The 21,301-nt window shown below is 61.4% G+C and carries 18 protein-coding genes; 9 read left to right on the top strand and 9 right to left on the bottom strand.

Annotated features, from left to right (window positions below):
- Positions 1-80 precede the first annotated feature (80 nt).
- The 4 genes from cobT to IVA88_RS01765 all read left to right on the top strand — a co-directional run bounded on the left by cobT (position 81) and on the right by IVA88_RS01765 (position 4,808).
- Positions 81-1,985: a cobaltochelatase subunit CobT gene (cobT, locus tag IVA88_RS01750; RefSeq protein WP_247495585.1), complete on the top strand. Its 1,905-nt coding sequence runs from the start codon at positions 81-83 to the stop codon at positions 1,983-1,985.
- A complete protein-coding gene (locus IVA88_RS01755) occupies positions 1,982-3,052 on the top strand; it encodes an esterase-like activity of phytase family protein (protein WP_247495586.1) in 1,071 nt (356 codons plus the stop codon). The genes cobT and IVA88_RS01755 overlap by 4 nt, the downstream gene beginning before the upstream one ends.
- 125 nt (positions 3,053-3,177) lie before the next feature.
- Positions 3,178-4,290: an NADH:flavin oxidoreductase/NADH oxidase gene (locus IVA88_RS01760; RefSeq protein ID WP_247495587.1), complete on the top strand. Its 1,113-nt coding sequence runs from the start codon at positions 3,178-3,180 to the stop codon at positions 4,288-4,290.
- A gap of 110 nt (positions 4,291-4,400) precedes the next feature.
- Positions 4,401-4,808 carry a hypothetical protein gene (locus IVA88_RS01765; RefSeq protein WP_247495588.1) on the top strand — a complete coding sequence of 136 codons (408 nt, stop codon included), beginning with the start codon at positions 4,401-4,403 and terminating at the stop codon, positions 4,806-4,808.
- 11 nt (positions 4,809-4,819) lie between these two features.
- Here the strand turns inward: IVA88_RS01765 and IVA88_RS01770 are convergent, their stop codons facing one another.
- The 3 genes from IVA88_RS01770 to IVA88_RS32380 form a co-directional block, all read right to left on the bottom strand.
- Positions 4,820-5,065, bottom strand: coding sequence for a PilZ domain-containing protein (locus IVA88_RS01770; RefSeq protein ID WP_007599245.1), 246 nt, complete (start codon positions 5,063-5,065; stop codon positions 4,820-4,822).
- 160 nt (positions 5,066-5,225) lie between these two features.
- A complete protein-coding gene (locus IVA88_RS01775; protein WP_247495589.1) occupies positions 5,226-6,545 on the bottom strand; it encodes a DUF2235 domain-containing protein in 1,320 nt (439 codons plus the stop codon).
- Between the two features lie 293 nt (positions 6,546-6,838).
- On the bottom strand, positions 6,839-6,973 hold the full coding sequence (locus tag IVA88_RS32380) for a hypothetical protein (protein WP_256466741.1): 135 nt from the start codon (positions 6,971-6,973) through the stop codon (positions 6,839-6,841).
- Positions 6,974-7,351: 378 nt separating this feature from the next.
- Between IVA88_RS32380 and IVA88_RS01780 the strand changes: the two genes are divergently transcribed.
- From IVA88_RS01780 to IVA88_RS01790, 3 genes are all read left to right on the top strand, one after another.
- Complete coding sequence (locus IVA88_RS01780; protein ID WP_247495590.1) at positions 7,352-7,615, top strand: hypothetical protein; 264 nt, start codon at positions 7,352-7,354, stop codon at positions 7,613-7,615.
- Positions 7,608-7,904: a hypothetical protein gene (locus IVA88_RS01785; protein WP_247495591.1), complete on the top strand. Its 297-nt coding sequence runs from the start codon at positions 7,608-7,610 to the stop codon at positions 7,902-7,904. The genes IVA88_RS01780 and IVA88_RS01785 overlap by 8 nt, the downstream gene beginning before the upstream one ends.
- Positions 7,905-8,090: 186 nt before the next feature.
- A complete protein-coding gene (locus IVA88_RS01790) occupies positions 8,091-8,369 on the top strand; it encodes a DUF1488 family protein (RefSeq protein WP_247495592.1) in 279 nt (92 codons plus the stop codon).
- A gap of 225 nt (positions 8,370-8,594) precedes the next feature.
- Here the strand turns inward: IVA88_RS01790 and IVA88_RS01795 are convergent, their stop codons facing one another.
- The 6 genes from IVA88_RS01795 to rpmB form a co-directional block, all read right to left on the bottom strand.
- Complete coding sequence (locus IVA88_RS01795) at positions 8,595-9,764, bottom strand: hypothetical protein (RefSeq protein WP_247495593.1); 1,170 nt, start codon at positions 9,762-9,764, stop codon at positions 8,595-8,597.
- Positions 9,765-11,651, bottom strand: coding sequence for a hypothetical protein (locus IVA88_RS01800; RefSeq protein ID WP_247495594.1), 1,887 nt, complete (start codon positions 11,649-11,651; stop codon positions 9,765-9,767). It abuts the gene before it with no gap.
- Positions 11,652-11,683: 32 nt separating this feature from the next.
- The gene (locus IVA88_RS01805) at positions 11,684-12,805 is read right to left on the bottom strand and encodes a hypothetical protein (RefSeq protein WP_247495595.1); all 1,122 of its coding nucleotides are present in this window, start codon (positions 12,803-12,805) and stop codon (positions 11,684-11,686) included.
- Positions 12,789-14,732, bottom strand: a complete 1,944-nt coding sequence (locus tag IVA88_RS01810; RefSeq protein ID WP_247495596.1) for an HAD-IIB family hydrolase — start codon at positions 14,730-14,732, stop codon at positions 12,789-12,791. The genes IVA88_RS01805 and IVA88_RS01810 overlap by 17 nt, the downstream gene beginning before the upstream one ends.
- Positions 14,733-14,738: 6 nt before the next feature.
- Positions 14,739-15,338 (bottom strand): NADAR family protein, encoded by a 600-nt coding sequence (locus IVA88_RS01815; RefSeq protein ID WP_247495597.1) that lies wholly within the window; start codon positions 15,336-15,338, stop codon positions 14,739-14,741.
- 250 nt (positions 15,339-15,588) lie between these two features.
- The gene (gene rpmB, locus IVA88_RS01820; protein ID WP_247495598.1) at positions 15,589-15,900 is read right to left on the bottom strand and encodes a 50S ribosomal protein L28; all 312 of its coding nucleotides are present in this window, start codon (positions 15,898-15,900) and stop codon (positions 15,589-15,591) included.
- 567 nt (positions 15,901-16,467) lie between these two features.
- Between rpmB and IVA88_RS01825 the strand changes: the two genes are divergently transcribed.
- Both IVA88_RS01825 and IVA88_RS01830 read left to right on the top strand, forming a co-directional pair.
- Positions 16,468-17,277: a DUF3108 domain-containing protein gene (locus tag IVA88_RS01825; protein ID WP_247495706.1), complete on the top strand. Its 810-nt coding sequence runs from the start codon at positions 16,468-16,470 to the stop codon at positions 17,275-17,277.
- Between the two features lie 592 nt (positions 17,278-17,869).
- The gene (locus tag IVA88_RS01830) at positions 17,870-21,289 is read left to right on the top strand and encodes a helicase-related protein (protein ID WP_247495599.1); all 3,420 of its coding nucleotides are present in this window, start codon (positions 17,870-17,872) and stop codon (positions 21,287-21,289) included.
- The last annotated feature ends 12 nt before the right edge of the window (positions 21,290-21,301 follow it).

The following is a 21,301-nucleotide window of genomic DNA, read 5'->3' on the forward strand; positions in this document are numbered from 1 at the left end:
GAAGCTGATAGTTTTCCCTGACGCAACAACCGTCGGTGGCTATGGATCCCGGCCTTCGCCGGGACGACGGTGAGATCGAGATGAGCACCACCTCCAACTCCAAATTCCGCAACACCAAGGAAGCCCCGACCGAGCCGTTCAAGCGCTCGGTAGCGTCGTGTCTTAAGGCGATCGCCAAGGCGCCCGAGCTCGACGTCAGCTTCGCCGCCGAGCGCCCCGGGCTCGCGCCGGGCAAGGCGCGGCTGCCCGAGCCCGCGCGAAAAATGACCAAGCGCGATGCCGCGATCGTGCGCGGCCACGCCGACTCGATCGCGCTCAAGCTCGCCTGTCACGATCCGAAGCTGCATCGCAAGCTGATGCCCGGCAATCCGCAGGCGCGCGGCGTGTTCGAGGCGGTGGAGCAGGCCCGTGTCGAGGCGATCGGCGCGCGCCGCATGGCGGGCGTTGCGAAAAATCTCACCGCGATGCTCGACGACCATTTCCATCGCGGCAAGTTCGACGAGATCACCGACCGCGCCGACGCTCCGCTCGCGGACGCGCTGGCGATGCTGGTGCGCGAGCGCCTCACGGGCATGGCGCCGCCGACCGCCGCGAAGAAAATGGTCGATCTCTGGCGTCCCATTCTCGAAGACAAGATCGGCAGGCGGCTCGACCGGCTCGATACCCTCGTCGAGGACCAGACCAGGTTCGGCGATGCCGTGCATGATCTGTTGACCGCGCTCGATATCGGCGACGAGCGCAGCGCCGACAGCGAAGACGATGACGAAAACGACGAAAACCAGGACGGCGACAACGATCAGTCCGGCTCCGAGGGCTCGCCCGATTCCGACGCCGCCCAGGAGATGAGCGCCGATCAGGCGCAGGCGTCGAGCGAGGAGATGAGCGAGAGCGCGATGGAAAGCGCGCAGGCCTCGACCTCCGACACCTTCGACGACGGCGAGCTCGGCGACGACGAGACGCCGGGAGAGGCGACGCGGCCGAATTCGCACGGCAAGAACGAGCCGCGTGGGCCGGAATATCACGCCTTCGCCCCGAAGTTCGACGAGATCATCGCCGCCGAAGACCTCTGCGACCATGACGAGCTGGAGCGGCTGCGCGCCTATCTCGACAAGCAGCTCGCGCATCTGCAGGGCATCGTCGCCCGTCTCGCCAACCGGCTGCAGCGCCGGCTGATGGCGCAGCAGAACCGCGCCTGGGAGTTCGATCTCGAAGAGGGCATCCTGGACCCCGCGCGCCTGTCCCGCGTGGTGACCGATCCCTATCACCCGCTGTCCTTCATGCACGAGAAGGAGGCGACCTTCCGCGACACCGTGGTGACGCTGCTGCTCGACAATTCCGGCTCGATGCGGGGACGCCCGATCACGGTGGCGGCGACCTGCGCCGACATCCTCGCCCGCACGCTGGAGCGTTGCGGCGTCAAGGTCGAGATTCTCGGCTTCACCACGCGCGCCTGGAAGGGCGGGCAATCGCGCGAGGCGTGGCTTGCCGCCGGCAAACCGGCCAATCCCGGCCGCCTCAACGATCTCAGGCACATCATCTACAAATCGGCGGATGCCCCGTGGCGTCGTGCCCGAAAAAACCTCGGCCTGATGATGCGCGAGGGGCTGTTAAAGGAGAACATCGACGGCGAGGCGCTGGACTGGGCGCACAAGCGCCTGCTCGGCCGGCCCGAGCAGCGCAAGATCCTGATGATGATTTCGGACGGCGCGCCGGTCGACGATTCCACGCTGTCGGTCAATCCCGGCAACTACCTCGAGCGACACCTGCGCCACATCATCGAGGAGATCGAGACCCGCTCGCCGGTCGAGCTGATCGCGATCGGCATCGGCCATGACGTCACGCGCTATTATCGCCGCGCGGTGACGATCGTGGACGCCGAAGAGCTCGGCGGCGCCATCACCGAAAAGCTTGCCGAGCTCTTCAGCGAGACCAACACCGCGCCCACGCAACCGGCCAATCGCCCGCGCCGCAAACTGCATTCGTGAGCACATCCTCATCCCGCCGCAGCTTCATCGCCCACGCGGCGGCGGGATTTTCCACTCTCGCGCTTTCTCGCCTGGCGCAGGCGCAGCCCGTGGCCGAGCCGCCGCTCACGTCGCAGATCGAGCACGTCGTCGCTGCGCCCGTCAGCATCGAGGTCAACGCGCGGCCGATTCCCAATTTCGAGCCGCGCGACCGCGCGCGCACGCGCTTTGGTTCGCTGGAATATCGCAGCGGCCTGGTGCTGACCTCGCCGCACCGCGGCTTCGGCGGCCTGTCCGGCTTCCGCTTCCTCGATACCAAGGGCGAGCGCTTTCTCGCCATCTCCGACCAGGGCACCTGGTTCACCGGGGTCATCCGCTATTCCGGCAACAAGCTGGCGGGTCTCGACGACGTCGAGGCTGCGCCGGTGCTCAATGCAGCGGGGCGGCCGATCACGGAGAAGCGGCTGTGGTACGATACCGAGTCGCTCGCGCGTGACGGCGACCTCGTTTATGTCGGGCTCGAGCGCGTCAACCAGATCATGCGGTTCGATTTGTCGAAGGGCGGGACCCGCGCCCGCGGCGAGGTGCTGCAGACGCCGCCGGCGGTGCGGAAACTGCCCTATAACAAGGGGCTCGAGGCGCTGGTGTTTGTCCCCAAAGGGCAGCCGCTGTCGGGCACCTTGATCGCGCTGTCGGAGGGCGGCTTCGATGCCGACGGCAATCTGATCGGATTCTTGATCGGCGGCCCCACGCCGGGCCAGTTCAGCATTCGCCGCACCGACCAGCAGCTCATCAGCGACGCCGTGCTGCTGCCCTCGGGCGATCTGCTGATCCTCGAACGCAAATTCTCCTGGTTCACCGGCGTCGACATCCGCGTCCGCGCCATCCCCCTGAAGTCGATCGCGCCCGGCGCGGTGGTCGACGGCCCCGTGCTGTTCAAAGCGGATCTCGGCCAGGAGATCGACAACATGGAAGGCATCGACGCCCATTTCACGCCCGAGGGCGAGACCGTGCTGACGCTGGTGTCAGACGACAATTTTTCGATGCTCCAGCGCACGCTGCTGCTGCAATTCACGCTGGCGGAGTAAGGCGGCCCGGCGCGCGTCCGCAATGCATGACGCTACGGGCCGCCATTCCCCCCGCGCGGCTGGCAATCCGCGTTTGCCTCACTACACTCCCTGCATCGCCCTCCATCCTTCCGGAACTCCCCCGCATGAGCGTCCTGTTTTCCCCGATCAAGCTGCGCGGCCTGACGTTGAAGAACCGCATCGTGGTGTCGCCGATGTGCCAATATTCGGCCGACGACGGCGTCGCCACTGACTGGCACTTCACCCACATCAACAATCTCAGCCTGTCGGGCGCGGCGATGTTCTGCATCGAGGCGACCCATGTCGAGGCGATCGGCCGCATCACCCCGGGCTGCCTCGGGCTCTACAGCGATGCCGCCGAGGCCGCGCTGAAGCAGATCCTCAATTCGGTGCGGAAGCATTCCTCCACCGCGGTCGCGATGCAGCTCGCCCATGCGGGCCGGAAAGCGTCGAGCGCGCGGCCCTGGGACGGCGGCCAGCTGATTCCGCAGAGCGAGGGCGGCTGGCAGACCGTGGCGCCATCCGCGCTGCCGCACAAGGAGGGCGAGGCCGCGCCGCTGGCGCTCGATGCCGCCGGCCTCAGGCGCATCCGCGACGCCTTCGTCGACAGCGCCAAACGCGCCGATCGGCTCGGCATCGACGCGATCGAGCTGCACGGCGCACACGGCTATCTCCTGCATCAATTCCTGTCGCCGATCTCCAACAGGCGCACCGACGAATATGGCGGCTCGCTCGAGAACCGCATGCGCTTCCCGCTGGAGGTCTACGACGCGGTCCGCGCGGTGTTCCCGCACGACAAGCCGGTCGGCATGCGGGTGTCGTCGACCGACTGGGTCGAGGGCGGCTGGGACCTAGCGCAGACCATTGAATTCGCCAAGGCGTTGAAGGCGCGCGGCGTCGACTGGATCGATGCCTCCTCCGGCGGCGTCTCGCCGCTGCAGAAGATCACGCTCGGGCCCGGCTACCAGGTGCAGTTCGCAGATAGCATCAAGCGCGAGACGGGACTTCCGACCATCGCCGTCGGCCTGATCACGGACGCCAGGCAGGCCGAAGAGATCGTCGCATCCGGCAAGGCCGACATGGTCGCGCTCGCCCGCGGCATGCTGTACGACCCGCGCTGGGGCTGGCACGCCGCAGCCGAGCTCGGCGGCGAGGTCGAAGCGCCGCCGCAATATTGGCGCTCGCAGCCCTCGACTCAGAAGGCGCTGTTCGGCAAGACCACGTTCGGGGCGCGGTGAGGGGAGCCCCTCACCACCTGCCTCTCACGCATCCGTCACGCCTCTCACCTTCCACCTTCCGCAAATCTGGCCTAACCTTGCGCGCGTCCAACGCCTCACGGAGGCCGGCCATGCGGTTTCGTATCCGGAAAGCTGCCCACGTCATCGAGCGCGTGGGGCTTGCGATGGCAGGCGCGGCGTGCGGGCTGTTCGTCGGCGCTTATGTCGGATCGGCCATTCCCGCGCTCACCACCGAGGGCTTCCTGCTGCTGATGATGGCGCTGGGCTTCGTCGGCTTCTATCTCGGCATCGACACGCCGCAGCTGCCGTTCGACGAGGCGCACAGCGAAATCGACGCCGCGGAACTGATGAGCTCCGCCGGCACGCTCTGCGCCACGCTCACCGCGCTCGCCTCCGTCGCCATCATCGTGCTCCGCCTCGAGCCGCATATCGCGTGGAGCTGGTTCGCTCTGTTCGGCTGGATCGCAGGCGTCGCGATGCAGATCGTCGCGGGCGCGAAGGCGAGAATGCGGAAGTAGGAGGGTGCTGTCTAAAACACCACGCCGACTTTCGTGCCGCGCTTCCACGCCACGCGGCAGCGCTTTTTCGTGTTGACGTGCAGCAGCTCGAATCTGTCGGGGATCTTCACCTGGCCGCCGAGATCGACGCAGGCGCCGCCGGGCGAATAGTCGATCAGCGTGCAGGGGATCACCGGCGCGCGCGGGTCGGTGATGATCTTGGCCTGGCGGGACACCAGGCCGGCGGGTTTGACCCGGGCATGTCGGCGCGGATGCATTGGCACTCTCCTCCAATTCCGCGGGATCGCGCGGTGGTCTTGTCGATGATGCAGAGGAGTTGATTCGATCCGGCTAAGGCGGCCTTGAGAATTTTAATGAAAAGTGTCGGCGAATGGAGAAAGCGGCGGTAGCGTGGTGCGGCGGCGGTCCGCGCCCCCCTCACACCACCAGCTCCACCTCCGGCGCCCCCACATGCGGCGGCACCGGCATCGGCACGGTCACATAATCCTTCGGCAAATTCACCGGCCGGTATCCCGGCTCGACCGCCATCCGCTTCAGGACGCTTTCGTGCACATGCGCGCCGTCGGGAATGAGGCGCGGTTCGCAATCGGGGATGTAGAATCCCAGAAACACCTTCCGCTCCGGCCATTCCTTGTACTTGGCCGGCTTCGGCACATACTCCAGCACGCGCCAGAGCGCCGTCATGGAATTGTGCAGGATGCCCGTCTTGCCGGTGTAAGCGGGCTCCACGTATTGGAACGGTGAGTTCTTGCGTTGGACGCCCCAGGCCAGCTGGTTCACGGTGCGCGGGTTGAAGTTCAGCCCCGCCTTCGTCGCTTCCTCGATCATCCAGATCAGCGAATATTTGGACTCGCCGCTCTCGGCCTCCGGATAGCCGCCGCCGACATCACTGTGCACGCCGGCGAACCACACCTGCAAAATGTCCTGCGGCTCCTTCTTCTCGTCGGGCACGTAGCGGTTGCGCCAATAGTCCTGCGGCTCGTCATACTGCTTGAGGCGGAACATGCAGCGCTGCTCGTCGATCGCGATCGCCTGGCGAAAGATGTTGACGCTCGGATTGCGCAGCGTGAAGGCGAGCTCCTCCAGGCTGAACACGAGGAAGAAGACGTCGCGCCGCGGCACGATCACGCTCGCCACCGTGTCCCAGACGCCGATGAAATGGATGGTCGGCCAGCGCGTCGAGGTGATGCGCGCGAACTGCGCGGCGAGGTCGAATTCGTCTTTCGGCAGCGGTCCCTGATCATCGACGTCGATATTCTTGAGGTCCTCGATGTCGTTGCCGCGCCCGGTGCCGGAATATTGCTTGTAGGCGACGAGGCCACTGCCTGCGAGGTTGGCCTGCTCCGGCGAGATCAGGCCGATCTTGTGGATCAGCCCCGCCAGCACCCGAACCGTGTAAGCACCGCGCGAAAAACCGAACAGATAGATCTTGTCGCTGGGCGCGTAGTGCTGGACCAGGAAGCAATAGGCCGCCAGCGTGTTGTCATCGAGCCCGTAGCCGGTGGCGAGCCCCAGCACCAGATTGACGTTGGCTTTCCAGCGCTGCCACGTCGACGGCTCCGTCACGGTGCCGACCCCGGGATCGTAGAACACCATCTGCCGCGGCGACGTCTTGCCGGTCTTGCGCAGGCAGCGATACAGCTTCAGGACGTTGGAGATGTTCTCCGAGATCTCGTTGCCGGTGCCGTCACAGCAGATGACGAGATTTTTCGGCTCGGATTTGGGTTCGTGATCCACGATACGTCCCTCCGGGTGATGCTACCCGGGCGAGTATAGCGGAAAAGGGTGGGGGAGAGGAGACGACGGTGGTGCTTCTCTCGCCTGGGGGCAGAGCTATCGCATATGAAGAAACATATGGCCGAAAGCTCGACTGCGGCCATCCTTCGAGACGCCCCCCTGCGGCGGGCCCTCAGGATGAGGGATGAGTGTGCGGCAGCATTTCAGCGCACACAGATGCCGCTACGCCTCATCCTGAGGAGACCGCGAAGCGGTCGTCTCGAAGGACGAGGCGCCCGGCCTCTCTCCGCCCGCTACTTCTTCTTCCCCTGGCCGATCTCCGGCTGCCAGGCCGCATCCTTGCGGCTGGGGGCCGCGGCGCTCGGCTTGATCTTGTCCTTCTTCGGCTTCTTGGTCTCGCGATTGCTGCGTTGCTGTCCCTTGGCCATGATGTCCGTCTCCTCCTGGGTTTCGAGTTCGTCTCTCTGGTCTCGACGTCGTCCGGTGCGAGATTGGCGCTGCGAGTGTCGCGGGCGCGGCGACGACGTGCCTCTGCCCGAGCCATCGAAGTCCGCCGCTGCGCACGCGAGGCGCGCAAGATGCAGCGCAACATCGACCTCGCGGCAATTGCGTGAGCTGCGCTGACGCGATCCAGCGTACGCCCGCGCCAGGCCGATTGCGAGGACAAAAACGCCGCGCACGCGCGCCGCGACGCGGCCTTAAGTGCCGGCCCGCGCTGACATAATGCTGGCTATTGCCGCGTAACGGGCGCATGCTTTGCGGCAGCTGGCGTCGGTTGGGGCTCCTTCTTTGCGAAAGGCAGGCGCATGACCATCCGCTCGCGGCGAGAAACCATCACCTTCAAACATCCATTCCACATCCGCGGCATCGAGCGCGAATTGCCGGCCGGCGCCTATGAGGTCGTCACCGACGAGGAGATGATCGAGGGCCTGTCGTTCGCGTCCTATCGCCGCGTCGCCACCATGATCACGGTGCCCGCCGAAGGCGTGCGCGGTGCGGTGGAGATGCTGTCGATCGGCTCGGTCGACCTGGCGGATGCCCAACGTATCGATGCGAGTGCCAATGACTGAAATCCCCGTCGATCTCGACAGCCACCGCGGCATGGCCGCCCAGAAGGCAACCGATCTGCGCCGCGCGCTGGCCGACGTCGAGGCCCAGGTCAGGGAGCTGCGCGAGCGCGAGGCCGAGCTCGAAAACCGCATGATGTCGGTGCCCGCCACGTCCTGGCCGGAGGCCGCCGTGAAGGCCCGCCATCTGCTCAACCTCTATGCCGCGGGCCTGCCCGCCGAGGACACCCGCCACCGCGCGCTGGTAACCGCGCTGTTCGACGATTTCGCCAGACTGAACGGCGACAACTGAAGCCAACCAACTCAGGCGTCGTCCTGGCCGAGTGCCCAATTGCGCACGGGGCCAGCACCCATAACCACCGAAGCGACTTGTTGTGCATGCTTGTGCCACAGCGTGCTTCGATAACGCTGACCGGCGTCCCCCGTGCGCAATCGCGCACAAGGCCGGCACGACCCGCCGACACAAAAGGAGTCCCCCATGACCCTCACCAGCAGCCGCTTCATCGCCCACGACCAGGACCGCGGCATCGTCCAGTTCTCGATGCAGGACGGCCCCAAGGAGGTCGCCTGCGCGATCTCGACCTCCGCCATGGATGACCTCGAGCGCGGCCCGCGCGCCCGGCCGAGCGAGCGCGAAGAGCAGTTCACGCGCCTGCGCGAGCGCATCGAAGCCTGCACCGGACGCAAATATCAGGCAACGGAGTTCGAGGGCACCCCGCCGGGGATCGTGCTGCGGAGCATTGATTTTCGGGGGTAGGGGGAGATCGACGCTGACGAACGCCATCCGCCAAGGCGACGTTCTGCCCGTTTTGGGTAAGCAGCGAAAGACCGACGAACTTCAGAGGTTCTTGCCGATCTCATCGGCGATACATCACGTCAGATAGTAAGCCTTGGACTTCAGTCTTGTGCTGGAGGTATGTCACTTCTCGACAATTTCACCGGTGTGAGTACACCCGGCTATCAATGTCATGACCTTAGTGAGCTAGCCATATGCGTCGCCCGTAAGCAACAGGGCTGAAATCTCCGGGCGCGACGCTAGCAAGGAGTCGATGCTGGCAACGTACCGTCTTGGCTCCGCATAAGGGATAGCCACGCTGGATACTCGATCTGCAGAGATCATCTTCATCTCAAAGCACGCCAGCGCGCTTCCGATGGTCATCAACTTGCTCGCCAAGGGCGTGACAACTAAGCGACAGCCTCCGACTATCTTTAGCGTGTTTCTGTACCGTTCCATAGCTCCAAGCAGTTGCCTATACATTTGAAAAGGATGGGCCTCGTTAGCATACATGATGTTAGACAAGGGCGTTTCGCGTCGTGCAAACAATATGCTGTCATACTCGACCAATAGCATATCGCCTCTTCTTGGATTCTTCGATGGATAAGGCAATATCGGACATATTTCCGCGTCAGACGGGATGAGTTCTTCGATCTTGCGAACCTGAGCTAGGCGATTCTCACCAAGAATGGGTAACCACACCAGCGGTAGATCTCGCAAAGCTTCCGATTGCAACGCTTCGGAATACCCAGGGATCAAGACAAGGTCGTTGCTTGGATCTTCAGAACTTATAAGGCTGTCGAGCGCGGCGTCTTCGCCCACGAGCACTTGAAGCGAGGTGCCGTTCGCGGCTAGCTCGGATCCGTCCTTGCAGGTAGGCAATAATTTTGCAAGGAGGCTGAGTAGAACGGTGAGATATGCGATACGAGGTAGCGAGCTTACATCAAGGACAATATCTGTTTGGCTGTCCACGAACCTGAGAACGTCGTCAGCTACTTGTCTCAAGCCAATCGTCGCGCTGACTTCATCTTCTCCCACGGAGGACCGACCGAAAGTTATCGAATGGCAGCTCCCGATTTCTGAGAAGCATTCTTCCAACTCGGACTTGTTTTTTCTAGTTTGGGCCTTCAATTCCTCGGACATCTGATAGCTCGAAAAGCCAATTAGAATAAGTTGAGCATTCTGAACTTCACATCCGGACTCGCGAATCCTTGCGACATACTTGGACATCACAATAGCTGCCCTGGCATCAAAGCCGGCGCCCGTAATATAGAGTAGGTTGAACTTCTTGCTGCTCTTCTTTCGGTCCGCGAGGACCTGATCCCAAAGATCTTCCACTTCAGGTCCTCGCCTAAACACATAGTTCTTCCAGATCATTTAGGCGACCTCTAAGCCGAGACCACGTGAAGGCTGCAGGCCAAACTCCATCCATTCAACTAAGGCCTGAGCTGATGTGTCCTGCCAACCTCCATACTGGAGCGGCAGGTCGTAGTGCGCACAGAGCGTTCTGTTTAGGTAGAAGACTGTGCCCCCTTCACGAGATGTGCTCGCGCTGCTCTCCCGCGGTACGAGAAGATTTTCGGCCACGCATTCAAACAAAACTTGGCGAAGGGTACCAAAAAGGAAATCTGAAGAATCTGGAGTTCGTTTGAGTCTGGAAATCTCGCTATTGGAGAGGCGAACGCCCGTGACGCCCGGCGCATAAGGGGCATTGATGGAATAAGTCTTCTCTCGGCAAAAGACGCCAACAGCGTCAAGGAGCCGTTGAGCTAAAGTGCCCTCGCTGTGGCTTTGTGGAATGAAATCTCTCTTCTTGCTCGCAGCATCCCGTAGCCTCTTTTCTTGCTCCCGGGGTTGCAATTGAGGCTGAGTTTGGCGTCGTAAAATTTGCTTCGCTTTCATGCCCTCATACAGCGCAGCCGCCAAGTTGAGAAGCTCCTCAGGATTGTTCGTTGCCATGGCGCAGAGTCGGTCTATGCCATAATAGTAGGGAAGCTTGACTTCTCGGTGAACGAATATTTCGGCGGCGGATTGCACTGACGAGCTGTCGCGCTCGTCTAATTCATCTTCTGATAAGGGAACCAATTCGAAGGAAAGTTGCTTATTCGCTTCGTCCCGTGCCACTAAAATCCGCGTAATGTAAAGATCCGTCAAAGCTTGTGGGTTGATGGAGCTTGGTCGTTGCGAAGCTCTTGCCAGCCACTCCCTATAGCGGAGGTTGTCACGCAAGCGACTCATGTTCGACTCGAAAATCGCTTTGGCTTGAGCGTAAGCCTCTTCAATTTCCGACGAATTAAGGTTGTCCGATAGATACTGAGCAAATGAGCCGGCGGGTACAGTCGTTTGCTGGGCGAATCTTCGATCAAGAATGTTTTGTGCGAAGATCGCGAACTGTTGGCCACTTCGTCCTCCCCAAAGTTCTTCCAGGGGATAGTCGCGTATATCACGACCTTCGCGCGCGCCTTGGGAAAGAAACGAATCGATGAATGCTATGCTCCTGCTCGCAACCCAGATCGGAATGGACGGTCTGATGTTTACTAGTTCATCCAACAAGAGTGTGCGTTGGCTCTTGCGGAGCTTCTGTGTGTCGTCGATCATTAATAAGCGCTTTGGCGCAATTGTTCTTCCATTATGGATGAACTTAACTGCCTGGAGCCACAAGACGGCTTCAAAGCGAACCTGGGACGGGGTTCTGATGTTGGGCGACGAAATTATCGAATCTAGCAAGCTGTAGATCTCGCGCTCGCGCTGCTCCGCCCAAGCGATCATCTCAAGCGCAGTATCATGGAGTGGAATTGAACTAAGTTCGTTCGCGGGGGGCTGATATTCGAGGCGGATGTCCTGCAGGACGTCGCTGGCTACGCCCTCGATGAGATCAGGTAAGCTACGGAGAGTTCTCAAAACAATGCGGGTGTCGAGCAGCGCTCGAAACATGCCTTCTTTGACAGAGGAGACGCCGGGCGGAATATCTGCATAACCTGCGGCGCAGGAGAGATAGACACCAAGCAGTTGAGGGCCTCTTTCTTCATCTAGGACTCCCCACTCAATCAGTTGGCGATAGGACTCGGCTTGCGTGGGACGTGCATGCCAAAAGGCTCGCAGCGCGTTTGGAGTGAATGCTCTTAGAATCGTAGTCTTCCCGCCCCCCGGTGGACTTCTGAAAACGTGGACGGCGCCCTCTAGACAATCCTCCTCAAGCTTCTCGAGGACTTTGGGGGAAAAAAGATGCACGAATTCCTGATCCGAGGTCGTCCGCTCGGACATCCGCTCTAGAAAGGGGTTTGCGCGATATGCCATTAGGTTTGCCGATGGCGGCTTACTCTGGGAAATAGTCCAAAGAATTGGTAGTCTTCTGGACCCCAGAGAGCATAGACCGAATTGTTTGGCGTATTGTGTGACAAGACAAGAGGAAGGGAGCAGTTAGCGAACCCGAGCCGCGCGCTCTCTGTCCCTCCGACTGAGATGTGCCGATCCGACGCTCTGTCATCATAGTACTTCGGTTTCGAAAGCATGCTCATTAAAGCTGGGTCCGTTGACGGCGAAAGAGCGATACTCTTCTCAATAGGGCAAAGGACGTGAAGCTTTAGCGGCTTGAACCCTTGTTCGGACGTGAAACGTTCGGACCAATATTCGATATGATCAATTGCTTGGCGGGTCGCGACGTATAGTAGCAGATACACTTCGTAGTAGTCAGGATCTATCAGGTCGCCGCTATAAATACGTTCGTAGATTTTTTTGATTTTGCCCTTGAATCGTCTGTCTTTGGTGTCGAAGCGAATATAGGTATTACCGCTTCCGGAGAAGTCATCCACTAGCCAAATCAAACTGAAGCGCGGTGGGATGTAGTCGCTGGGATGAAGGACCGAGGATGATTTTAGGGATACCTTTAGTTCCTCCAACATATCTTCGGCTTTGGCTTCCCCCAATTCGTATGCTTGCCAGATCTGTTCATTGCTAATCGCTCCGTTACTGGCACGACGCAGATCGTTGGTGTGCGCTCCGTCACTCAGACCGAGGTAGAGTGACTGTATGCGCAACTGCTCGAAACGTGGCAGGCTCATTAGCTGCCCAACACGGTATGGTGGAATGCCACTCTCTTCGGCGATCAGCTTCAGGCGCTCCTGAACAATTACGTCGGGGTAGGCGAGTTGAACGAGATGCGCAATTTCTTGTTCGGATATGAACACTAACCGATCGCGAACAAATGAGAGTGCTTCGGCCCGATCCTCATGGTCGAATTGCTGAAGCCAAAGCGCGAGGCTTTCAACAAACTGCTTTCCGGGACCAAATTGTTGATACTGATTGTATTTGTGGTCGGCGAGTAGTTGCAAGACAGGGACATTGCGTCCGACCTCTTCTGGGTCGCTCCAGCGCATGATCTGCGCTAGGAGAACTTGGGCGTTAACGTCTTTCAACATCGTTCTCCAAAAAATCAAAACGAAACGTTTGGTCGTTGTTCAGTTTGAGTCGGTCAAGATACCAAAGTGTTGCGTCTAGATCGCGCTTATAGCGCGGCGCGAGTTTCCAACCTCGATCAATGCGCCTTGATGGCAGGTCCACACTCAGCGAGAAGCGGTGCTGTAGCAATGATGAGTCGTTGCCTGGCCAAGCTCCAAGGTCGCCCATTGTTACAACTTCGTACGGGTCCATCCGATGAGTTTGGACTATGTGCGCGACTATGTGAGATTTACTTACGCCTCGGGATAGGATGTCTACCGAGTGCTTGCTCTTCAATACTGTGCCAGATTCTAATCCCGCCTGCTTCAATGCATCGGCAATAACGAACCACATATTGTCAGCGCTGACGCCGTTTTCGAAGCGAATGCTGAGTTGATGCGGCGCATTAGCTCTAATTCGCGATATAGGGACGCCTTGAGAGCGCAAATTGAGTACGATACGTTTGGCATGGATCAAGAACTCGCTCAGTTCTGTAACGCGCTGTATCTCATCCGATAAAGCTCCAATCCAGCCGCCGTTGTATAGAGCCAGCCGAAACATTGGCCACAGCCCTTTATCAACCGTGTCCCTCAGGTGATCGCGAACTGAGTCGCCTCGGCCGGATGCGATACCCACAATCATACCCGCCTTAGTGATACGGTTCAGGTGTTGCAAAATTTCCGACCCCGGAGGGAGATCAACCTTGTTGGAGCTACAGAGCGTGCCATCATAATCAAAAACGATTGCCCGGAAGTCCCTCGTAGAAAATTCCTGCTCAATCTCCTCCAATGCCCTCCGAATCTTGCCGCTGTTACGGGGCGAAGGCCAATGCGCGCCAAGGACCTCATATTTTGATTGCTCACCTCTAATTCCAGTTTCTTGCGGCGGCGGGATTAGCGATGATAGCTCGGCATAATAGAGCTGGCGGCCTAGGGGGGAAACGTTGGGCTTCGCAATGTTTCTCTTCGCCTCATTTGCTATTCTCGAAACTAAATGCATTCCCGCAACGAGACCCGCAATCAAATCGTTGGGAGTCGAACCGGGCATTGGAATCGTGAAGATGGGCACTGCGTCTGGGATTTGCGGTTTCATATCGAGCCACAGGGCTTCAGTGCTCGGTTCAGTTAGGACAAGCAGAGCACAGTCCCGCGTTCTCTCGGTCAACCAAAGGTGTCTGCCATGCGCGAAGGAACGGAAGTCGGCTAGCTGCGAAAATAGGAGCGCAGATTCGGAAAATTTTGATTCCAGATCTTCCGCGATTGGGCGAAGCTTGGGCGAAAATACGATGATGAGGCCGCGCTTATTTGCCGTCCTCGTAACAAACTCCTTGGCGGTATAAAGAAATTTGTCGAGAGGCTGGCCCGAGTAGTAAATGTTTTGTAGATCTAAAGAGGCAGGCTTTTGTCGATCCAATTCTGAAAAAGCGCGAGCAACTAGCGATGCGTCCAGTATCAAGCTGTTGGTTGCTAAGTATCCATCCTTGTCACTTAGCTCAAAGACGTGTGACGTCACGTCGTTCAGCGTAGCCGCGAGTTCCATAAGGGGGCTGGAGTGTCGATTGGTAATGACGTGGACTGCTCGCGAACTGTGTTCGCGGGCTCGCTTCAATGCTTCTAGTATGTCGGGATTTTTGCCCTCTGCAGAGATAATGAAGATAGGGCTCGTTGCTGCCAAGGTCGGATTGCAAATCAATTCGAGCGGGGTAATCGAACGAGAAACTCGGCCAGTATAGGCTTCGTGTAAGCTGCATAGAAGTGAAGCGACCGTAAACGAGCCGCCCGAGCCGACCGCGATTAGACTAAACTGACTAGCTCCCGCGATAGCGGATTTGAGCTTTGTGAGTTCAGCTGATGCCGATCGATTAAGACTGGTCTGCAGTTTGGATAACTCTTCCTCGTAGGGCGTCATGATGTTTCATTTTGTTTTGCGCTGTTGACCTGAACCCGGTTTATTCTCTCGCTTGCTACCCGTAGCTTTTGTTTTCTTCGCTCGAACCTTTGAGGGGCTGGCTTGTGCCGAGAGTTCGGCCCTTAACTCCATCAGCATTAAGCCGAGCATATTTTGCCCCTGTCCGTTGACCTCGCCCCACAGCCGATTGACCGCGTTGTTTACACGCCCGGCCTCGACCAGCCGAGCAGATCCAGTCGAGAGGAGAACTGAGGCAAGGTTCGGATGTTGAAGGAATTTGGCCCGTAGAACTGCTCTCATTCGATCGAACTTAATCGACTGCCAATCGGGCACGACATCCCAAATGTATAGGCCGTGGGCAGCCATCGCCGCCAACGCCGGTGTTGGTGCAGCTAGAATCCAATCGCGAACTGCCGGCTTCAGAGCCTTGCCTGCTTGATAAGCGTGTTCAGCGGTTGGGTATGTCTTCCCGTCGAATTCTATCTCGCAACGAAACAAGTTGCTGAAAATTCCGTAGGGACGTTCGTTCGCCCGATAGAACTTTATCGGCTCTTCGTTCGTAGTCGATGTGATCTTCGATTTCTTTCTGGAAGTCTGGCTTCGCACTTCGAATCTCTACTCAGCTGTGAGTTTAGAACTATACAGCAGCGAGTGAGGCGACGGAGGGCAAGCCTATGAGATACTCGTCGATGTTGTGGATACCGCAACAGCCATTTCTTGGGGGTAGTGCTGGCAGCTGAAGTGTAGCTGTCCAAAAACAAAAACGGCCGGATCTTCCGATCCGGCCGTCTCGCAACACTCTCTCCGGCTAAAGCCTACGCCTCGCGACGCAAGCCCTCGCCCAATTCGAAAATTCTTAGCTCGCCTTCTTCGCCGGCGCGGGCGTCGGGCCGACCTTCTTCTGGATGGCGCGCTTCAGATCGAGGGCGCGCGGCGACAGCACGGCGGCCTTGGCCTTGAGCAGGAAGGGATCGAGGCCGCCATTGTGGTCGACGCTCTTGATCGCGCTGGTGGAGACACGCAGGCGCACGTTGCGGCCCAGCGCTTCGCTGATGAAGGTCACGTTGACCAGGTTCGGCAGGAAGCGGCGCTTGGTCTTGATGTTGGAGTGGCTGACCGTGTGGCCGACCTGGGGGCCTTTGGCCGTCAGTTCGCAGCGGCGAGACATGGTAAAATCCTCAATCTTTCCCAACGATGTGCGGCCGCCATTCGGGGCGCCACGGGCAAATTCTCTGTCCTTGCAGGGAGCGGGCGGACGTATAGGGGGGAAGCGGCGGGACGTCAAGGTTTTGGGGCGGGTTTTGCTGCGAGAGCGGAGGTGCGCCCCCTCTCCCGCTTGGGGTGGGGTGCCTCCGCGGAGGTACAGTCGTTATCACAGGTATAGTGTCCCCCAAAGGAGAAAACCCTCACCCGCGCTTCGCGCGACCTCTCCCGCAAGCGGGAGAGGTTTCGGAGCCGGCGGCTACCTCCCGATCACCAAAACGGCAATGTTTAAAACGCCTTACCATCACATAAAGGGCGTATTCGCACCCGAAGAGTTCAGGCCAGTTCCGGCAGCGGACAGGCCCGGACGCATTGCTTGGCCTGGTTTTTGGCTTGCCGCGGTTTTTGGCTTAAGTAACACCCGTTCGCGCCCCGATTGGATTGTTTCGTGCTCACAACGCCTCATCTTGCGCCCGACCTGCGCTCAGCGGAGCGGCGCGCAAGGAATCCGCGCTCTGCCGGCCGCGGGGTCATGGCGGCCTTTGGCGGGCTGGCTTTGGCGTGGGCGGCGGAGCCCGCGGCGGCGCAAGGCAAGCTCGAGGCGCAATATGAGGCGACGCTGTCGGGCATTCCCGTTGGCAAGGGCGCCTGGAATATCGACATCCAGGACGACGTGTTCGCGGCCGCGGCCTCCGGCGGCACCTCGGGGCTGTTGAAATCCTTCGCGGGCGGGTCCGGCACCGGCGCCTCGCAGGGCCGCGTCGTCAACGGCGCGCTGGTCGCGACCGGCTACCAGGCCTCCACCACCACCTCCAAGAAGACCGAAGAGATCCGCATCACGCTCGACAAGGGCAATGTGAAGGAGTTCGGCATCGTGCCGGAGCCGCCGGTCGATCCCGACCGCATCGTCGTCACCGAGGCGCATCGCCGCGGCGTCTGGGACCCGATGACGGCCTCGCTCGTGCGCGTCTCGGGCACCGGCGATCCGCTGTCGGCGGAGGCGTGCCACGGCTCGGCCGCGGTGTTCGACGGCCGCATGCGCTACGAACTCAAGCTCGATTTCAAGCGCATGGAAAATGTGAAGGCGGAGAAGGGCTATCACGGCCCGGTCGTGGTCTGCTCGCTGTTTTTCGTGCCGGTCGCCGGCTACATCCCCGATCGCCCCGTGATCAAATATCTCGCCGCCCAGCGCAACATCGAGGTCGCGTTCGCGCCGATCGCGGGCACGCGCATCCTGGTTCCGTTCTGGCTGAAAGTGCCGACGCCGCTCGGGCCCGCCATGCTGGAAGCAACCTCCTTCATCACCAGCGCCCAGCCGCCCAAGGTCGCGAAGACGCAGTAAAGCGCGCTGGCCCGGCTGCCGCCGCGCTGCTTGTCTTTTGGTGAATCAAAACAATTGTGATTTCAATGACATGCCTACTGTGCATGGGGTTGTTTTCGCGGGTTTGTTGGGGAGGGGGTCGAGGGCCGGGAATCCATTTGACTCCTTCCCGATTCTGATTCGACTCCGCGCCGTCCCCAGCTTTAAGGAATCCGCCATCGAAACGTCGCTTGTGCGGCAGGGCAAAACTCCATCTAGTGCGAAGCCAATAAGCCTCCCGCGACATGTTGCGTGAACGGAACAGGACTCAACCGGGAGTCAGCGATTCGGCCGCGATTCGTTCACAACTCGTTCCTAAGCTTAAGAAGATAGGGAAAAGCGTCGCAAAGTGAGACAGTTGCGCGAGGTCTGGGGAGCGCCGCCTTCTCCGCCGTCCGATCCCCTCACCCTGAGGAGGCCGCGCAAGCGGCCGTCTCGAAGGGCGAGGGGCCCGGCTCCCTCGGCGGAACCATCCGGGCCTTCATCCTTCGAGACGCGCTGACGCGCTCCTCAGGATGAGGGTTGCCCCAAACAGCACTGACATTCGCCCCAATCGCCATTACCTATCCCCCAGATGCCCTTTTCTTCCTCCCCCTTCGCTTCCGAGCGGCTCCCCGGCGCCGGCGTCACTGCAGTGCTCGGGCCCACCAACACCGGCAAGACCCATCTCGCGATCGAGCGGATGCTCGCGCATCCCTCGGGCATGATCGGGCTGCCGCTGCGCCTGCTCGCGCGCGAGGTCTACAACAAGATCGCCGCGCGGGTCGGCTCCGAGGCCGTTGCGCTCGTCACCGGCGAGGAGAAGATCAAGCCGAAATCGCCGCGCTATTGGGTCTCGACTGTCGAGGCGATGCCGCGGGATCTCGACGTCTCGTTCCTCGCCGTGGACGAGGTGCAGATCGCGTCTGATCTGGAACGCGGCCACGTCTTCACCGATCGCATCCTCAACCGTCGTGGCCGCGACGAGACGCTGCTGCTGGGTGCCGCGACGATGCGGCCCATTATCGAGCGGCTACTGCCGGGCGTGTCCATGATCACGCGGCCGCGCCTGTCGCAGCTGGAATTCGCCGGCGACCGCAAGATCACGCGGCAGCCGCGCCGCACCGCCATCGTCGCCTTCTCGGCCGACGAGGTCTACGCCATCGCCGAGCTGATCCGCCGCCAGCACGGCGGCGCCGCCGTGGTGCTGGGCTCGCTGTCGCCGCGCACCCGCAATGCGCAGGTGGCGATGTTCCAGAACGGCGAGGTCGATTACCTCGTCGCCACCGACGCCGTCGGCATGGGCCTCAATCTCGACGTCGACCACGTCGCCTTCGCCTCCGACCGCAAGTTCGACGGCTACCAGTTCCGCCGCCTGACGCCGTCCGAATTCGCCCAGATCGCCGGACGCGCCGGCCGCGCCACCCGCAACGGCACCTTCGGCACCACCGGCCGCTGCGGGCCGTTCGAGCCCGAGCTTGTCAACGCGCTGCAGAACCACACCTTCGATCCCGTCAAGGTTTTGCAATGGCGCAATTCGAAGCTGGATTTCGCCTCTCTCGGCGCGCTCCAGGTGTCCCTGAACGTCGGCCCCGGCCATGAGGCGCTGACGCGCGCGCCGATCGCCGAGGACATGCGCGTGCTCGACCACGCCGCCCGCGACGCCGAGGTGCGCGATGTCGCGCATGGCAAGGACGCCGTGGAACGGCTGTGGGAGGCCTGCCAGGTTCCGGATTATCGAAAGCTGTCGCCGGCCGCCCATGCCGAGCTGGTGACGACGCTGTACGGCTTCCTGATGCGCAAGGGATGCATCCCCGACGCCTGGTTCAGGACCCAGATCGACCAGGCCGACCGCGTCGACGGCGATATCGACACGCTCTCGGCCCGGATCGCGCAGATTCGCACCTGGACCTTCGTCGCCAACCGGCCCGATTGGCTGAAAGATCCGGAACGCTGGCAGGGAATCGCGCGGGAGATCGAAAATAAATTGTCGGATGCGCTCCACGAACGCTTGACTGAGCGTTTCGTTGATCGCCGGACCAGTGTATTGATGCGCCGCCTGCGGGAGAACACGAGCTTGAATACGGAAATCGGCAAGACCGGCGAAGTCATCGTCGAAGGCCATGTCATCGGCCGCCTCGATGGCTTCACCTTTGCACCGGATGCGGCGGAAGCCGGCTCCGATGCGAAAGCGTTGCAGGCTGCAGCGCAGGCCGTGCTCGCCGGCGAGATCAACGCGCGCGCCGAAAAACTGGGCAACGCGCCGGACGAGCAGTTCGTGCTGACCTCGGAAGGCATCATCCGCTGGACCGGCGACGCCGTGGCGCGGCTGTCTGCCGCAGAGGACGCGTTGCATCCGCGCATCCGCATCATCTCCGACGAACGCCTCACCGGCGCGCCCCGCGACAAGGTGCAGGCCCGGCTCGAGCTCTGGCTCAAGACGCATATCGAGAAGCTGCTCGGACCGCTGTTCGAACTGTCGAAGGCCGAGGACGTCACCGGCATCGCCCGCGGCATCGCCTTTCAGCTCGTCGAGGCGCTCGGCGTGCTGGAGCGCCAGAAGATCGCCAACGAGCTGAAGGACCTCGACCAGCCCTCGCGCGCGGTCCTGCGCAAATACGGCGTCCGCTTCGGCGCCTATCACCTCTATTTCCCCGGCCTGCTCAAGCCGGCCGGGCGTGCGCTGGCCGCGCTGCTCTGGGCCCTGAAGCAGGACAATGTCGATCCCTCCGCGCTGTCGGGCGCGCAGCATCTGGCAAGCTCGGGCCGCACCTCGTTCCCGGTCGACAAGCAGCTGCCGCGCGATGCCTATCGCGTGCTCGGCTACAAGCAGGCCGGCGAGCGCGCCGTGCGCGTCGACATTCTGGAGCGCCTTGCCGATCTGATCCGCCCGGCGCTGGCCTGGCGCGAGAACGCGTCCGGCGAAAAGCCCGCGGGTGCGTTCGACGGCCGCAGTTTTGTCGTGACGCAGGCGATGACCTCGCTCACCGGTTCGGCCGGCGAAGATTTTGCGTCCGTGCTGCGCGCGCTCGGCTACCGCATGGACAAGCGCCCGCCGCTGCCGGTCAAGTCCGCTGCGGCTGTTGCCGAGGGGCCTGAAGCCGCTGCTGAGGCTCCGGCCGAGACGGCAGCAACCGAAACGCCGGTCGAAGACGGCGCGGCGCCGGCCGACACGGCGATCGAAGCCGCCGCCGAGCCTGTTACCGTCGAAGACGCGCCCGCCATGGAGCAGCACGACGAGCCCGCGCACGAACGGCCGGCGCTTGAGGCTTCTCCTGAGGCTCCCGTCGCTCCGGAAGATGCTCCCAGCATTGCGCCACCGGCCGAAGACGCCGCTGAAGCTGCCGAAGCCGCTTCCGCCGAAACCGCGCCTGCAGAGACTGCTGCAACAGAAGCCGCTCTGTCGGCCGATGCGGCTGCGCCCGTGGAGGCCGCGGCCACGCCCGCTGAACCCGAGCTCATCGAGGTCTGGCGTCCCGCCGGCCGTCACGACGATCGCAAGCCTCGCCACGAGCGCCATCGCAACCAGCGTCATCACCAGCCGCGTCCGCAGGCGACTGCCGAAGCAGGTGCCGCGCCTGCCGAAGGCGAAGCCGCGCCGGCCGCCGACGGCGAGAAGCGCGGTGAGCGTCATCGCCATGGCGGCGGTCATCGCCGAGATTCGGGTCGCGATGGCGGCAGAGACTTCCGCAAGCCACGCGAAGGTGGCGCCGAAGCTGCGCCGCGTCCGGAGGGGCGCGACGACAAGAACCGTCGCTTCGAGGGCAAGAATGGCGGCAACAAGGACCGCGACAACAAGGATCGCAACAAGGGCAAGTTCGGCGGCGATCGCGACAAGGGCCGCGACAATCGTGGCCGCGACCGCGACAAGGGCCGCGACCGCCAGGGCGGGCCGTCGCTGCGCCCCTACGCATCGAGCGCCACCCCGCGCGAGCGCGATCGTCCGGTCGATCCGAACTCGCCGTTCGCAAAGCTGGCTGCGCTGAAGGAGCAGCTGTCCGGGCGCAAGGAGTAGTCCTACGACGGA

The sequence above is a fragment of the Bradyrhizobium sp. 149 genome (genome assembly GCF_023073915.1).
GTDB lineage: Bacteria > Pseudomonadota > Alphaproteobacteria > Rhizobiales > Xanthobacteraceae > Bradyrhizobium.